Source organism: Marinitoga lauensis, from assembly GCF_004135675.1.
Taxonomy (GTDB): Bacteria; Thermotogota; Thermotogae; order Petrotogales; family Petrotogaceae; genus Marinitoga; species Marinitoga lauensis.
The window spans coordinates 259,686-274,203 of record NZ_QHLX01000002.1 but is presented as its reverse complement, the minus strand read 5'-3'; the positions used below and the strand labels follow the sequence as shown (position 1 = coordinate 274,203).

At 29.3% G+C, this 14,518-nt stretch carries 16 protein-coding genes and 4 pseudogenes; all 20 read right to left on the bottom strand.

Going from position 1 to position 14,518, the window contains the following annotated elements; all coding sequences use genetic code 11:
- Nucleotides 1-20: 20 nt before the first annotated feature.
- A complete protein-coding gene (locus DJ007_RS04370; protein WP_129408614.1) occupies nucleotides 21-218 on the bottom strand; it encodes a cold-shock protein in 198 nt (65 codons plus the stop codon).
- Nucleotides 219-393: 175 nt separating this feature from the next.
- Nucleotides 394-591, bottom strand: coding sequence for a cold shock domain-containing protein (locus tag DJ007_RS04365; RefSeq protein WP_129408488.1), 198 nt, complete (start codon nucleotides 589-591; stop codon nucleotides 394-396).
- 221 nt (nucleotides 592-812) lie between these two features.
- Nucleotides 813-2,362, bottom strand: a pseudogene (locus DJ007_RS04360) (bifunctional UDP-sugar hydrolase/5'-nucleotidase).
- A gap of 124 nt (nucleotides 2,363-2,486) precedes the next feature.
- Complete coding sequence (locus DJ007_RS04355) at nucleotides 2,487-3,287, bottom strand: damage-control phosphatase ARMT1 family protein (protein WP_129408487.1); 801 nt, start codon at nucleotides 3,285-3,287, stop codon at nucleotides 2,487-2,489.
- Nucleotides 3,288-3,381: 94 nt separating this feature from the next.
- A pseudogene (locus DJ007_RS04350) lies at nucleotides 3,382-4,759 on the bottom strand (RtcB family protein).
- A 535-nt stretch (nucleotides 4,760-5,294) separates the two neighbouring features.
- The gene (locus DJ007_RS04345) at nucleotides 5,295-5,867 is read right to left on the bottom strand and encodes an acetate uptake transporter (RefSeq protein WP_129408486.1); all 573 of its coding nucleotides are present in this window, start codon (nucleotides 5,865-5,867) and stop codon (nucleotides 5,295-5,297) included.
- A 149-nt stretch (nucleotides 5,868-6,016) separates the two neighbouring features.
- Nucleotides 6,017-7,555 carry an ATP-binding protein gene (locus tag DJ007_RS04340; protein ID WP_129408485.1) on the bottom strand — a complete coding sequence of 513 codons (1,539 nt, stop codon included), beginning with the start codon at nucleotides 7,553-7,555 and terminating at the stop codon, nucleotides 6,017-6,019.
- A gap of 76 nt (nucleotides 7,556-7,631) precedes the next feature.
- On the bottom strand, nucleotides 7,632-8,381 hold the full coding sequence (gene deoC / locus DJ007_RS04335) for a deoxyribose-phosphate aldolase (protein WP_129408484.1): 750 nt from the start codon (nucleotides 8,379-8,381) through the stop codon (nucleotides 7,632-7,634).
- Nucleotides 8,382-8,938: 557 nt separating this feature from the next.
- On the bottom strand, nucleotides 8,939-9,481 hold the full coding sequence (locus DJ007_RS04330; protein ID WP_129408483.1) for an HD domain-containing protein: 543 nt from the start codon (nucleotides 9,479-9,481) through the stop codon (nucleotides 8,939-8,941).
- Nucleotides 9,478-10,329, bottom strand: coding sequence for a hypothetical protein (locus DJ007_RS04325; RefSeq protein WP_206076087.1), 852 nt, complete (start codon nucleotides 10,327-10,329; stop codon nucleotides 9,478-9,480). Before DJ007_RS04325 ends, DJ007_RS04330 begins: the two co-directional genes overlap by 4 nt.
- Nucleotides 10,311-10,457: a hypothetical protein gene (locus DJ007_RS14560; protein ID WP_165974000.1), complete on the bottom strand. Its 147-nt coding sequence runs from the start codon at nucleotides 10,455-10,457 to the stop codon at nucleotides 10,311-10,313. Before DJ007_RS14560 ends, DJ007_RS04325 begins: the two co-directional genes overlap by 19 nt.
- Before the next feature lie 195 nt (nucleotides 10,458-10,652).
- Nucleotides 10,653-10,969, bottom strand: a pseudogene (locus DJ007_RS17130) (JAB domain-containing protein).
- Nucleotides 10,970-11,169: 200 nt separating this feature from the next.
- A complete protein-coding gene (locus tag DJ007_RS17125) occupies nucleotides 11,170-11,316 on the bottom strand; it encodes a UPF0758 domain-containing protein (RefSeq protein ID WP_240739264.1) in 147 nt (48 codons plus the stop codon).
- Nucleotides 11,309-11,869: a Maf family protein gene (locus DJ007_RS04315; protein WP_129408481.1), complete on the bottom strand. Its 561-nt coding sequence runs from the start codon at nucleotides 11,867-11,869 to the stop codon at nucleotides 11,309-11,311. The genes DJ007_RS17125 and DJ007_RS04315 overlap by 8 nt, the downstream gene beginning before the upstream one ends.
- A 70-nt stretch (nucleotides 11,870-11,939) precedes the next feature.
- Nucleotides 11,940-12,361 (bottom strand): annotated as a pseudogene (locus DJ007_RS15490) (Gx transporter family protein).
- Nucleotides 12,355-12,717, bottom strand: a complete 363-nt coding sequence (locus tag DJ007_RS04305; protein WP_129408480.1) for a NusG domain II-containing protein — start codon at nucleotides 12,715-12,717, stop codon at nucleotides 12,355-12,357. The pseudogene DJ007_RS15490 and the gene DJ007_RS04305 overlap by 7 nt, the downstream one beginning before the upstream one ends.
- Before the next feature lie 4 nt (nucleotides 12,718-12,721).
- Complete coding sequence (locus DJ007_RS18835) at nucleotides 12,722-13,255, bottom strand: FAD:protein FMN transferase (RefSeq protein WP_276318667.1); 534 nt, start codon at nucleotides 13,253-13,255, stop codon at nucleotides 12,722-12,724.
- Between the two features lie 88 nt (nucleotides 13,256-13,343).
- Nucleotides 13,344-13,760, bottom strand: a complete 417-nt coding sequence (locus DJ007_RS18830) for an FAD:protein FMN transferase (RefSeq protein ID WP_276318644.1) — start codon at nucleotides 13,758-13,760, stop codon at nucleotides 13,344-13,346.
- On the bottom strand, nucleotides 13,730-14,134 hold the full coding sequence (locus DJ007_RS17120; protein WP_240739263.1) for a hypothetical protein: 405 nt from the start codon (nucleotides 14,132-14,134) through the stop codon (nucleotides 13,730-13,732). The genes DJ007_RS18830 and DJ007_RS17120 overlap by 31 nt, the downstream gene beginning before the upstream one ends.
- A 20-nt stretch (nucleotides 14,135-14,154) precedes the next feature.
- On the bottom strand, nucleotides 14,155-14,409 hold the full coding sequence (locus DJ007_RS17115) for a radical SAM protein (protein ID WP_240739262.1): 255 nt from the start codon (nucleotides 14,407-14,409) through the stop codon (nucleotides 14,155-14,157).
- Nucleotides 14,410-14,518: the final 109 nt, after the last annotated feature.

Here is a 14,518-nt window from a genome sequence, read left to right as displayed (position 1 = left end):
GGGCTTATTGGTTTATTTTGTTAGATAGCTCTTACATTAACAGCTTGTAAGCCTTTTTCGTTTTCTTGAATGTCGTATTCTACTTCTTGACCTTCTTCTAATGTTTTAAATCCGTCCATAGCAATTGCTGTGAAATGAACGAAAACGTCGTTTCCATCTTCACCTGAAATGAATCCATAACCTTTTTTTGCGTCAAACCATTTTACTTTTCCTCTCATACTTTTCCTCCATGTTTCTACCGTGTTACCCATTGCAACTACGGATGTGATTCTTTTCCCTTAAGGGAACATATTAATTATATACCTTTTTTCTGTAAAAGTCAACCAGGAAAAGTTTAAGCCTTTCCATCCGATATATAAAATAAAAAGCCCTTTCCGGGCTTGATTGGTTTTATTAGAGAGTAGTTACATTAACTGCTTGTAAACCTTTGTTGTTTTCTTGAATGTCGTATTCTACTTCTTGACCTTCTTCTAATGTTTTGAATCCGTCCATGCTTAATGCTGTGAAATGTACGAATACATCGTTTCCATCTTCACCTGAAATGAATCCATAACCTTTTTTTGCGTCAAACCATTTTACTTTTCCTCTCATACTTTTCCTCCATGTTTCGCGTGTTACCCTTTGTAACTACGTGTGATTTCTTCTATAGTATATACTTTTATTATTACGAACCTACACTTTTATTATTACGGTTTCATATTTCCAATAAAAAAATATTTCGCTTCGCAAAATGTTTATTGTTTTAATATAGTTAAAATAATAATAATAATAATAACCCCTTCCGGAAAAACGGAAGGGGGTTTTTTATATTATTATTTTTCCATAACTATTCTTGGAGTATTGTCATAATTTTCAATTGTTCCTAATTTTTGAATGTATTCTTTTACAACATCTGCTAATACAAATCCTGTGTCATATCCTTTTTTACCTTTTAACATGGAGTAACCGTCTCCGCCACCTGCCATGTAGTTATTTGCAGCAACTTTATATAGTTTATTCATATCCAATGGTTTACCATTTACCATAACGTCTACTGGTTTTCCATCCTTTACTTTATATGTTAATCCTGCAACGTGTAACCATGCACCTTTACCAGATGGAATCTTAACTGCATAATTTAATATATCCATTATATCTTTACCTGTTAATTCTTCGATATATACTGTGTTTCCAAATGGTAATACTGTTAATATATCTCTATATGTGATTTTTCCTGGTTGTATTGAAGCTCTAATTCCACCACCATTTTGTAATGCAATATCTGCTCCTGTTTTCCAGATTAATGCATCTGTAATTAAATGACCAAGATTTGTTTCTCCACCTCTAACATGTGTTCTTTCACCGTCCAATAATATCTTTGTTTCTCCAATAACTTTATTTAATTCTTCTGCGCCTAATGAATAATAGTAATCAGCTATCATTTTAATAAATGGATCTTCTGGAATTGGTTCTGTTACATATTCATATTGTGCTTTTCCATTTGCATCTTTACCTAAGTATTTCTTCATATTAATTGGAATAGCAGCCCATTCATAATCTACGATTTTTCCATTTTCTACCCATAAATCTAATCTTCCTAAATATTTTCCCCATTCGCCTGCTTGAACAACTATTGTTTTGTTTATATATGCAGCTTTATCCATTAATGTATGTGAATGTCCATCAACAATTACATCAATTCCCTTTACATCTTTTGCCAATTGATCTGATGTTGTGTATTTAACACCTAAAGGTTGATATTTTCCATCATAACCCAAGTGTCCAAGAACTACTACTATGTCTGCTTTTTTCTTTAATTCTGGTAAGTATTTTTTTACTGTTTCTTCTACATTTAAGAATTTACCACCATTTAAGTGAAGCGGTTCCAAAATCTGTGTTTGTTCTGTGGTTACACCAAGTATAGCAACTTTAACGCCACCAACATTTTTGATAATATAAGGTTTAAATAATTGTCTTCCATCCTTTGTTACAAAATTTGCTGATAAGAATGGAAATCCTGCATATCTTTGTTGCATGAATGTTGTTTCAAGTGGATTATCAAATTCGTGATTACCCAATGCCATTGCATCTACACCCATATAATGTAATGCTACAAAATCAGGAATTGCATCAAGCTGGTCTGATTCTGGAACTCCTGTATTAGCATCACCAGCATGTAAGAACAATACATTAGGATTTACTTCTCTTTCTTTATTTACCAATGTTGCGATTCTTGCAAATCCCCAATATCAGGATTATGATACTCACTATATGGCCATACATGACCATGTGTGTCATTCACATGAAAAATGACAAGATGAGTAGGAGCTGCAAATGCAGCAACTGTTAAAACTGCCAACAAAATAACTAATAACTTTTTCATCTTCTTACCCCTTAAAAAATAAGATTATGGATTTTTGCTTATTTTACAAATAAACTTTTTCTTGAAAATACTAAATCTCCAACATTAACTCCTAATTCCCTTGAAACAACTGGACATTTCGCCATTAAAACAAAGTAAATATTTTCATTTTCTCCACTAAGACCTTCAAAATTCCCTGACCTTTTGAAATTATCATATCTGCCTGTTTATAGGCAATCATAAATTCCTGATTTACATCACTTAATAATGTTCCTGGTATTTTACTACCTGACGATATTATTTCTGATGAAACTTCGTCAAGCCCTATCTCTTTTGCATCTTCTAATGTAACATCGTTTATTACAGGTTCTCCTCTTACCGCTGAAATCACGTGTAATTCTGGATATTTTTCTTTTATAAGTTTTATAAATAATTTGTCCAGTACTACTTCTCCAGCATTATCGTGTATATATAGCAGTATTTTTGAATTTTCCAGTGTTTCAACAAAAGCATCGAAATCATCAAGTGCAAAATCTTTATTTTTCAAAATATTTTCCAATTCCCATTCTAATTCACCAAAGGAATTTTTTACTCCATAATCAATAACATTACCTAAAGCTGAAAGTTTTGCTGCATTTTTTAAAGGATTATCTGACTCTTTTAAGAATGTATACATTTCATCAAATACATCTAAAAATGTTTCATTAGATTGCTTTTTTTCTTCTTTAAAATAGTCTGTTGTACCGGTATATTCGCCAAGTCTTTCATAAATTATTCTTGCCATTTCAATTGGTTTTTTTCCATATGTTGAGTATTTAAGCATTTCCAGGGATACATTTTTCATGATTTCAAATTTTTGCTTTTCATCATACCCTTTAAAGTCTTTATTTATAATATCTTTTATCTGCCCTATTATACATTCTATACATTCATATTTTGCAAACATATTATTACCCCGTCGTTTATTTCTTACAATTAAATTATAGAAATAAAACTTTACGATTTTAAAGATTTAACTTGAATATACGTTTTAATTTTCATTAACCCTTTACAACACCTATTGGTACTAATTTTGCTATTTTTTTGGAAATACCAACTTTTTCTATAATTTCAATTACAGCATCTATATCCTTATAAACGCCGGGGCTTCTTCAACAATAGTTCCTTTTGATTTTGCTATTATACTTATATTTTTGCTTTTTAATTCTGCTAATATATCTTTTGAATTTAATCGTTTTTTCGCCTGTCTTCGTCCTAATACTCTTCCTGCACCATGAGCAGAAGACCCAAAAGCAAGAGATTCCGACTTTTCTGTTCCTATAAGAATATAAGAGGATGTCCCCATATCTCCTGGAATAAGTACTGGTTGATTTTTAAAAGCTCTTGTTGCACCTTTTCTATGAACTATCAACTTTTTACTTTTTCCATTGATTATATGTTCTTCTAATTTTGCTATATTATGAGTTATATCGTATAATAAATTCACATCAACATTAAAATGTTCTTTAAATATTTTTCTGACTTTATGTCCCATTATTTGTCTATTGGCAAAAGCAAAATTTGCAGCTCCATTCATTGCATAAAAGTAATTCTGTCCATATTGGCTATTAAACGGCGCATTTATTAATTGCTTATCTGGAATTTTTTTATTCCATTCTTTTAGATTGTCTCTAAATATTTTAATATAATCTGTAGCAATCTGATGACCAAATCCCTTGAACCAGAATGTATTGTATAAACTATTTGATTTTCAAACAATCCCCATTGACTCGCTATTTCTGAATTATATATTTTTCCTATTTTCTGTATTTCAATAAAATGATTACCTGAACCCAATGTCCCTAATTCATTTGAACCTCTTTTTATAGCTTCTTTAGAAATAGTATTGAAATCTGTGTATTTAATTTTACCTCTATCTTCAATATTATTCAAATCCTCTGATATTCCATAGTTATTATTAATCGCCCAATATGCGCCATTTTCTATAATATTCTTCATTTCTTTTACAGAAAATTTAAAATTTGTTCTCGAACCAACACCAACAGGTATTTCATTAAATATTCTTTTTATTAATTTATCTATATATTTTTTTACATCATCAAAATATAATGGTGTAGTCATAACTCTTACACCACAATTAATATCAAAACCAACTCCACCTGGTGATATTATTCCATCTTCTGCGCTAAATGCAGCTACTCCTCCAATTGGAAAACCATATCCCCAATGAATATCTGGCATTGCATATGCTGCTTTTACTATGCCTGGTAATGTTGCTACATTAATAAGTTGCTGAATTGCTTCATAATATTCCTGACTATATATTGTTTTTGAATTGGTAAAAACAATTGCATCAACTTTCATATTTCCAAATTTTTCAATTCTCCAGATATACGGTGTTTCTCTTATAACTTTCATAAAATCCACCTCATAATTATTATAACACAAAACCTTTCCGCTATGCGGAAAGGTTTTGGTTTTTTTATTATTATAATAAATTTTATCCATAAACATTTCGCGAAGCGAAGCAAAGCTTCCGCATAACTGAAGATTTTTGATTTTTCTCTAATTATAATAACAAATTATAATAACAAAAAACTCTTCGCTTTGCGAAGAGTCAGTTTGTAGACAAAGTACAAAATAAAATAATCAAATAATATTCGCTCATCCGGTGAAAATTCTTAATCCTCAAAAATGTTTATTCCCGCCGGTCGCGCAAACTCACATCCTTGTTCGGTTTTGCTCAATTTTGCATCCATGCAAAATTGACCGGCTCCATTCACATTTTTTCGGGAATTTTCAAGGATTCGCTTATATTATTTTTTCTTATTTTATTTTATTTTGTCGACAGTCTGAATTTCTGCATAGCAGAAGCTTTAAAATTTAATAATTTTTATTTTATAATAAAAGCATTTTCATAAACCCTTCGCGTAGCGAAGCGTTTCCGCGAAAGTTATAAAGGTAATACTGTTTTACCAAATTTCTCATTTAACACTTCCGCCATTGCTGTATATATCGCAGAAGACCCACAGAATATTCCTTCCCATCCTGCAATTGTTTTTATTACTGCACTTCCTGTAAAATCACCAATTGCCAATAAGAAAAATAGTATTGTAAGAGTTCCAAACACAGTTTGAGTTGCTTTATTTCCATTCAATGTTCCAATGTACATAAATAATGTAAATATTCCCCATAATAAAAGGTAAAATGCAACTGCTTTTGTTGATGCTGGTTCTCCTAATCCCATTTTTGGCATTGTCCATATACCAACTAAGCTTAACCAAAAAAATCCATATGATGTAAATGCTGTTGCACCAAATGTATTGTTTTTCTTCATTTCAAAAATTCCAGCAATAACCTGAGCTAACCCGCCATAAAAAATGCCCATTGCCATAATCATAACACTTAACTTAATTATTCCAGCGTTATGTAAGTTCAATAAAACTGTTGTCATACCAAATCCCATTAAACCAAGTGGAGCAGGATTTGCCAATTTTTCAGATACGCTTACATTTTTTATTTCCATGAAAATACCTCCTCAAATTTTATATTCCACGCTATTTTAAAGGAAATATATTAATTCCACTTTAATGCAATGTCAACAAAACAAATACCCGGAATACCGGGTATTTGTTATTTTTAAAATTATTATATTTTTCTATAAAGCGAAAGATATCAGGTTGAAGTTTTTTCTATAATATAATCATCAATATTTCTTTTTTCAGAATTTATGTTTATTCCTATAAGATATATCTCTTTTCCTTTGTATTTTTCATAGTATTTCTTTTCTTTTATCTGAGCTAGTGCTTCTTCTGCACTTTTGTTTAATTTTGCTTCAAATATATATACTCTTTCATCGAATTCTAATACCACATCACTTCTTCCAAGATTTGTCATTTCTTCTGCTCTTACATTTAGTCCTGCTATTGCAAGTATTGCAAATATTAATGAGTGATAATATCTTTCTTCTTTTTGATGTAGATTATATGGTATTGCACTTATTACTTTTTTTATTTCTTCTATTAATCCTTCTATATCATTGTCATATATTTTTTCATATATTATGTTTTCTGCTTCATCTAATCCTTTTAATCCATAATTTGCTTCCAATATTAATCTTGAGAAACTGCTTTTTACTTCTATGTTTGGATAGTCAAATATATATTTTTCTTTTAATCCCAATTTTTTTATTCCTTTAAAGGTTAAATATCCTGCCTGTGTAAAGAATATATTTGCATTTGCATCTTCTATTTCTCTTGTTGAGAAATCCATTGCACTTATTGTTTCTTTTACTAAATCCTCATAGGTTATCTTTCTGTTTTTTATGTATTCGTATAAGAATGATGGAGATCCACTTTCAAACCAGTAATTTTGAAATTTCTTTTCTTCAAAGAATTTTAATATTGAGAATGGATTATATACATAATGTTCTCCATCAAATGAAAATCCATTATAATACTCTTTTAATCCTTTTAATAATTCTTCTTCACTTATTCCCATTTCTTCTGATGTTTCTTTTATATGGTCTTTGAAATAAAATTCTAATTCTTTTTGGGTGAAACCCAAAAAATTTGAATAATTTTTATCAAATGATATACTATTTAAATTATTTAAACCCGAATACACACTTTTTAGTGTGTATTCTGTTATCCCAGTTAAAAATACAAATTTTATATATTCGTCTTTTGATTTGATACTTACATAGAAGTCCCTTAGTATTTCTCTATATCTTTCTGCTTTTTCTTTGCTATTTATATTATCAAGTATCGGTTTTTCATATTCATCTACCAATATTACTACCTTTCCTTTTTTTGATAGTTTTATTATTAATTCATTGAATGCAAATTTGTAATCTTCTTCTTCAATATTTACTCCATTTCTTTCTGCTTCTAATTTTAATATTTTTGTTAGACTTTTTTTCATCCTTTCTTCGTTATCTGTTGCTATATCCAATAAGTTTATTCTTATTATTGGATATTCTTTAAATTCCCATCTGTCATATATATAAGTATTCTTAAATAATTCTTTTTCACCTTTGAATATATAATATAATGTTGATACTGTTAAGCTCTTTCCAAATCGCCTGGGGCGGGATAAAAAATAAAACTTTCCACTTGTCATTAAATCATATAGGTATTTTGTTTTATCCACATATATATAGTTTTCTGTTATTATTTCTTTATAATCCTGTACCCCTATTGGTAATTTTTTCATCGATTCCATCTCCTTTTGATTATTTTGTACTTATCTATAAACTAAAATGAGGCATAAGCCTCATTTTAGTTTATTATTAATAATCTGCGTTAGATTTTTCTCCACTCACTATCTTTACTCCAGCACTGGCTCCAATTCTTTCTGCTCCTACCTTTATCATCTTTTCTGCGTCTTCAAAACTTCTTACTCCACCAGAAGCTTTTACTTTTAATGCATCTCCTACAACAAATTTCATCAATGCAACATCTTCAGCTGTAGCTCCACCGGTTCCAAAACCTGTTGATGTTTTTACAAAATGAGCTCCTGCTTCTTTAGAAATTACACATGCTGCTATTTTTTCTTCTGTTGTTAAATAACATGTTTCAATAATTACTTTTACTGTTTTTCCCTGTGCAGCTTCTACAACAGATTTTATTTCATTATATATGTAATCATATTCTCCTGCTTTTAGCATTCCAACATTTATAACCATATCAAATTCATCTGCGCCATCATTTAATGCAATATCTGTTTCATATGCTTTTACATCGATAGGATTAGCTCCTAAAGGAAACCCTATTACTGTAGCTACTTTAACATCTGAACCTTTTAATTCTTCCTTTGCTAAAGGAACGTATGCTGGATTTACGCATACAGAAAAGAAATTATAATCTTTTGCTTCTTTACAAATTCTTTTTATATCTTCTGGCGTTGTTGTTGCTTTTAATATTGTGTGGTCAATATATTTTGCAACATCTTTGGGTTCTAACTTTATGTCTTTCTCCACAATTTTAAATTCTTTGTTGTATCTTTCAATTTCTTTTTGAATTAATCCTTTTAAATCCATAGCTTTCACCTCTCTCAAACACTTTGCTTCGCAAAGGGTTTTTGGTTTTGTTTTATAATATTTAATAATTATTTTATCCTTAAATCACTTCACTTTGTGAAGTGATTTAAGTTTTTTTATTTTATTAATAATTTTATCTCTAATTCTCTTCGCGCTGCGAAGCGCTTTTGCTTCGCAAAGGGTTTGGTTTTTTTTGATTTTATATTTATAATAATTTATAATAATAATTCTATCTTAATTCTCTTCGCTCTGCGATGTGCTTTTGTTTACAAATTAAAAGTTGCGAAATCTCGCAACTCAGACTGTCGACAAAATAAAATAAGAAAAATAATATGAGCGAATCCTTGAAAATTCCCGAAAAAATGTGAATGGAACCGGTCAATTTTGCACGGATGCAAAATTGAGCAAAACCGAACAAGGATGTGAGTTTGAGCGACCGGTGGGAATGAACATTTTTGAGGAATAAGAATTTTCACCGGATGAGCGAATATTATTTGAGTATTTTATTTTGCACTTTATCTACAAATTAAAAGTTGTGAAATCTCACAACTTTTAATTTATAATCCTAATTCTTCAGCAATTTCTTTCATTGATTCTATTGATATTTCGAAAAATCTATTTAATTCTATTCCTATTTCTTCTATTTTCTTTATATTTTCTCTATTTGCTCCAGCTGCAAATGATTTATCTTTAAATTTTTTCTTTAAAGATTTCACCTTTAACCCTTCTATTTTCTTTTCGGGCCTTACCAACACTGCCGCTGTCACTAAACCTGATATAGGATCAGCAGCATATAATGCATAATCCATTTTCGTATTTAATGGTGCATGTTCATTATGAGCCAAAATTGCATTTTTTTCTTCTTCTGTTAATTTATCAGCCAAAAGTTCCACTGTCTTTTTAGCATGTATTTCTGGATTATCCTTTGTATATTCATAATCTAAATCATGTAAAATACCTATTATTTCCCATCTCTCTGGATCCTCACCCAATTCTTTTGCCAATCCCTTCATTATAGCTCCTACTGCAAGACAATGTTTTATAAGATTATCGTTTTTTATCTGTTCTTTTAATAATTTAATGGCTTCATCTCGTGTCATTCTTCTTCCCCCTCATAATACATTTGACATGTTCTCCATCCAAATAGCATTTTTATTCCTTCATAGAATGGTAAATCTATAGCAAAATCATACCTTACTCCTTCTTTTGATTCCAATCTTTGAATTATATTTTTAAGTTTTTGATATACACCTGGTCCTATTAATTTTGCTACTTTTCCATTTTTTATAGGTTCCATTGAAAATGTCTTTAATCCTTTCACATGCGAATCATTGGGGAAAAATATTATTCTTACTTCTCCAAACATTTCTGATATCTCTTCAAAGCTCTTATTTGCCATTTCCTCATTATTATAATTATAAAAACCAAGAAAACTTATGATAGCCTGTTCTGGCAAATTCATCTCTGTTTCGAATCTACCAGAAGTTTCATATTCAAACGATTCAAGTACTTTCCAGTACTTACAATAATCAGGAGGAACATTTATAGCCTTTAATTTTGAATATCTTAATAAACAATTAGCACATGGAATATTGTTTTCAAAATTCTTTCTCATTTGATATAATTTATCTCCTTCTTGAGATAAATAATGTAAATATCCCTGATATATTGAAGCTACATATTTTACTTTACCCTGTAAAAATACCTTACTTAAATATTCTTTTGCTTTTACATAATCCTTATCATATAATGCCATAACAAAGTACAACAATGGATCGTTTGCGCTTTTTGCAGCTTCCTCTATTGCCATATATGCTTTATAATATTGACCATTATATACTGCATTCATTGCCAATAATAAATTTGTATATTTATTATTTGGAAATCTTTTAACTGCATTTTCAGCAAATTCATATGCATCTTTTTCTTTCAAAAGAAATTTTGCCATTCCCAGATTAAAGTAATCTTCTGGAATGATGGATTATCTAATAAATCTTTTACTTCTTCATATTCTTCCCTTAATAAATGAATTACAGCTTGCTGATTAATATAGGAACTTTTTGGTTTATTAGCCAATAATTTTTCTATATGCCTTGCCAGTTCAAGATTATTGTTTTTAAAGTCATAATAATTAAGATCTACAATAGTTTGAACATCATCAATAGGAACAGAAATATATTTTATTTCTATTTTTGCTCTTTCAACACTTTTCTGTTTTTTTCTTTCAATTTCTTTTTTAATTGCATTAAAGCTTTTAAATTATCAGGTATATTATCCATTTCTAATCACCTTTCTTCCAATTTTAAAACTATAATATTCTGATTTTCCAATAATTACATGATCAGATAACTTTATTCCCAACAAATCCCGCTTTTTTCTATTTTTTTTGTAATTTCATAATCCATCATACTTGGTTCACTATCTCCTGATGGATGATTATGAACAATTAAAATCGATATTGCATTGTTTTTTATTGCTGCTTTAAAGATATCCCTTGGATGTAGAATTGAATGATTCGCTGTCCCAATACTTATTGTATCTATAGAAATCGGATTTAATTTGCTATTTAAAGATATGCATTTTACCATTTCTTTATCTAAAAATACCATTTCATCATATAATAGGTCATAAACTTTATCTGGTGAATCAAGTTTTAGCTCTTCTTTTTTTAATGCCTCTTTGTGAAATCTTATTCCCAATTCAAAAACTGCTTTTAATGTGATGGCAGTAACTTTCCCTACACCAGATATTTCACAAAGTCGTTCAATGTCCATAGAAAACAGGTCTTTCAGGAATATTCTTTTGAAATTTCTTTTGAAATCTCAAAAACATTTTTTTCTTTAGTTCCCTTTCTTATTATTATAGCTAATAATTCATCAATAGTCAAATTTTTAGGACCATATTTTAATAATTTTTCTCTTGGTAATTCAAACATTTATAACTCCTTTTTCATATAAATACCAAAAGATTTTATTTAACGGTAATCCCATTACATTATAGTAATCACCATTTATCTTTTCAATAAATGTTCCTCCAAAATCCTGTATTCCATAACTTCCTGCTTTATCCAATGGATAATACGTTTTTATATAATATCGAATTACATTTTCCGGTAATTCGTGAAAAAATACTTCCGTTAAATCATATGTGGTATATGTTTCATTTAGTGTTCTAAAAGTAATACCTGTAATTACATCATGCTTTTTACCAGATAATTTTTTTAACATGTTTATTGCATCAACTTCATCTTTAGGTTTTCCCAATATTTCATTATCAAAAACCACAATGGTATCTGCTGTAATTAGTAATTCATCTTCAAAAATTTCTATATCTTTCGATTTTTTTAAACTAAGTTCTTTAGCATATTCAATAGGATTTTCTTTTTCGCTATATTCTTCAGCATTAGATATTCGAATCTCAAACTTTATTCCTATCTTTGAAAGGATTTCTTTTCTCCTTGGAGAACCTGAGCCCAATATTATTTTCATTTATTTACACTCCTAAATGTTGATTTAACGACAAAAGCATTTGCAAGTGCTGAAAACGTTCCAAATAATATCATCTGGGTAAATACCAGAATATCCCTATGGATTTCACTATAAATAACCAACCTATTGTTACCTGTGTAATATTATTAAATATCGCTCCTATTTCACTAATTCCTATTATACCAAATTTTTTGTTTTTATTATTAAATACATTGAAATTGCTGCAATAATGCTACCAGACAAACCCATAAAAAATGTAGGGCTTAAAAATTTTCCGGCTAATAATGCTCCTAAAATACTTTTAAATATCGCTATATATAATCCATTTAAGAGAGTTTGATCGTAGCTTAATGAATATAATATGGCAAAATTTGAAAAACCCCATCTTGCGCCTGGCAATGGAATAGGAAAAGGAACCAACGTTTCTAAATAATAAACCGCAGAGGATAACGCTGTTAATATTGCTATTCTTGGAATATTATTTTTTACCATGAAATTATGTCAACTCCTATATTTTTTTCTTTTCCAATTGGTTTTACTACTACTTTATTTGGTAAACATATTATTTCCTGTGATGCATTATCAACCCAACCTGTATATTCACATGTTTTTAATGGACAATCAGCATCAATAACCCTTACTTTTTCACCATTAAATTCCACTTTTAATTTGTAATCATTATCTCCACCATATATTGCATATGTACCTGGTTTTGTTATTTTTAATATTTCTTTTCCTTCCCAAAAAACTTCTACACCTTTTAAATCACTTTTTAATGATTTTTGAAACAACATAATGCCTGAAGCTAAAATGATTATTAATAATACAAAAATTAAATCTTTTTTCATATGTTCATCTCTCTTCTTTTAAATAATAATCAAATCCTGTTGTTTTTATTATTTTGTCGTCAGATGTTATTCCATAAACCTGTATTCCATATCTCGTCATTGAATCCAGCCCGATCAGTTTATCTCCAAGAATAAATATTGCTGTTGCCATGGCATCTGCTTTCATAGCATTATCTGAAATTATTGTAACACTCTTATAGTAATTAGCAGGATATCCTGTTTTTGGATCTATTAAATGATGATATCTAACGCCATCTTTTATAAAATATCTTTCATAATTTCCTGAAGTAACTATTGCACCTTCTTTCAAATATACTCTTTCTTTAATATCATATGGTCCACCATCTGGATCTCTTATGCCTATTGACCATGCAAATCTACCAAATTTTGGACCAATTATTCCAATATCTCCACCTGCATCTATAAATCCTGTTGCATTTGGATCTAAATCTTTGATTTTCTGAATGGCCATATCCACGGCATATCCTTTTGCTATACCACCTAAATCTATTTGCGTTTTATCGTTTAATAAGGAAATTTTATTCCCTTCAATTTTAATAAATTTATAGCTTACCCGGGTAAAAGCTTATTTATTTCTTCCTGTGTTGGCACCCGTTTCTCGCTATTCATATCATCGAATCCCATAATTTTATTATTGCGCCAACCGTTGGATCAAATGCACTTCCTGTTAAATCAGCATAGTTTATCGCTGCTTTTATTAAAAATAACGTTTCTTTATCTGCTATAATACTTCTTTTTTCATTTAATTGAGATATTACACTGCTTTCTATGTTTTTACTAAATTTTCTTTCTATACGTCTCATTTCATTAAATGCTATATCGGCCAATTTTTCTGAATCTATTTTGTCACTGGCCACTACTACATTAACCCATGTTCCCAAAGCAAAATCTTTTTTTTCATAATATTTAGGCAATGGTTTGTGGAATATAAAGAATAATGTTAAACCCAATGCCAGAATCAAAATTATTAGATATAATGTTCCTTTCTGTTTCAAAAAATTATTGGGATCTTTTTTAAGCAACTTTTGCACCTTCCTTTGCCATTTATATTTTGAATTTTTATATTGTAACCTCTTCTATTTATCAATAATGTTCCACACTCTGGACAAAATGTGGATTCATAATCCTCATCCCATACATTGCCTAAATAAACATAGTTTAAATACTTTTTTGCTATATTATATATTTTTTTCAATTTAACAATATTTGTAGGTGGTTCATGATATTTATAAACAGGATAATATCTGCTCAAATGTAATGGAATATCTTTTGAAAGATTTCCAAGCCATTTAAATAATTCCTCAAGTTCTTTTTCAGCATCATTCCCGTTGGTAACAACTAATGTTGTTACTTCTATATGAACGTTATTTTCATATGCTAATTTTATACTTTCCATAACAGGTTCTTTTTTTCCACCTATAATTTTTTATAAAAGTCATCATTATATCCTTTTAAGTCTATATTCATAGCATCAATATATGGTATTAATTTCAATAATGGTTGTTTGTTTATATATCCATTTGTAACAAGAACGGTTTTTATATCATTTTCCTTCAATAATCTTGCTGTTTCAAATACATATTCATACCAAACAATTGGTTCTGAATAAGTAAAAGCAACAATTTTAGCATTTCTTTTAATTATTTTATCAACGATTTCTTGTGGATTCATTTCATATATACTATATGGACGTTCCTGGATATTTCAAAATTTTGACAAAATAAACATCTGAAATTACAACCCATGTTCCTAAAGATAGTACGTCGTTCCCTGGATAAAA

Bases quoted from the DNA above. Each gene is read 5' to 3' on its own strand.
- DJ007_RS04370 (WP_129408614.1), bottom strand. From the start codon at position 218: ATGAGAGGAAAAGTAAAATGGTTTGACGCAAAAAAAGGTTATGGATTC.
- DJ007_RS04365 (WP_129408488.1), bottom strand. From the start codon at position 591: ATGAGAGGAAAAGTAAAATGGTTTGACGCAAAAAAAGGTTATGGATTC.
- DJ007_RS04355 (WP_129408487.1), bottom strand. From the start codon at position 3,287: ATGTTTGCAAAATATGAATGTATAGAATGTATAATAGGGCAGATAAAA.
- DJ007_RS04345 (WP_129408486.1), bottom strand. From the start codon at position 5,867: ATGGAAATAAAAAATGTAAGCGTATCTGAAAAATTGGCAAATCCTGCT.
- DJ007_RS04340 (WP_129408485.1), bottom strand. From the start codon at position 7,555: ATGAAAAAATTACCAATAGGGGTACAGGATTATAAAGAAATAATAACA.
- deoC (WP_129408484.1), bottom strand. From the start codon at position 8,381: ATGGATTTAAAAGGATTAATTCAAAAAGAAATTGAAAGATACAACAAA.
- DJ007_RS04330 (WP_129408483.1), bottom strand. From the start codon at position 9,481: ATGACACGAGATGAAGCCATTAAATTATTAAAAGAACAGATAAAAAAC.
- DJ007_RS04325 (WP_206076087.1), bottom strand. From the start codon at position 10,329: ATGGCAAAATTTCTTTTGAAAGAAAAAGATGCATATGAATTTGCTGAA.
- DJ007_RS17125 (WP_240739264.1), bottom strand. From the start codon at position 11,316: ATGTTTGAATTACCAAGAGAAAAATTATTAAAATATGGTCCTAAAAAT.
- DJ007_RS04315 (WP_129408481.1), bottom strand. From the start codon at position 11,869: ATGAAAATAATATTGGGCTCAGGTTCTCCAAGGAGAAAAGAAATCCTT.
- DJ007_RS04305 (WP_129408480.1), bottom strand. From the start codon at position 12,717: ATGAAAAAAGATTTAATTTTTGTATTATTAATAATCATTTTAGCTTCA.
- DJ007_RS17120 (WP_240739263.1), bottom strand. From the start codon at position 14,134: ATGGAAAGTATAAAATTAGCATATGAAAATAACGTTCATATAGAAGTA.
- DJ007_RS17115 (WP_240739262.1), bottom strand. From the start codon at position 14,409: ATGAATCCACAAGAAATCGTTGATAAAATAATTAAAAGAAATGCTAAA.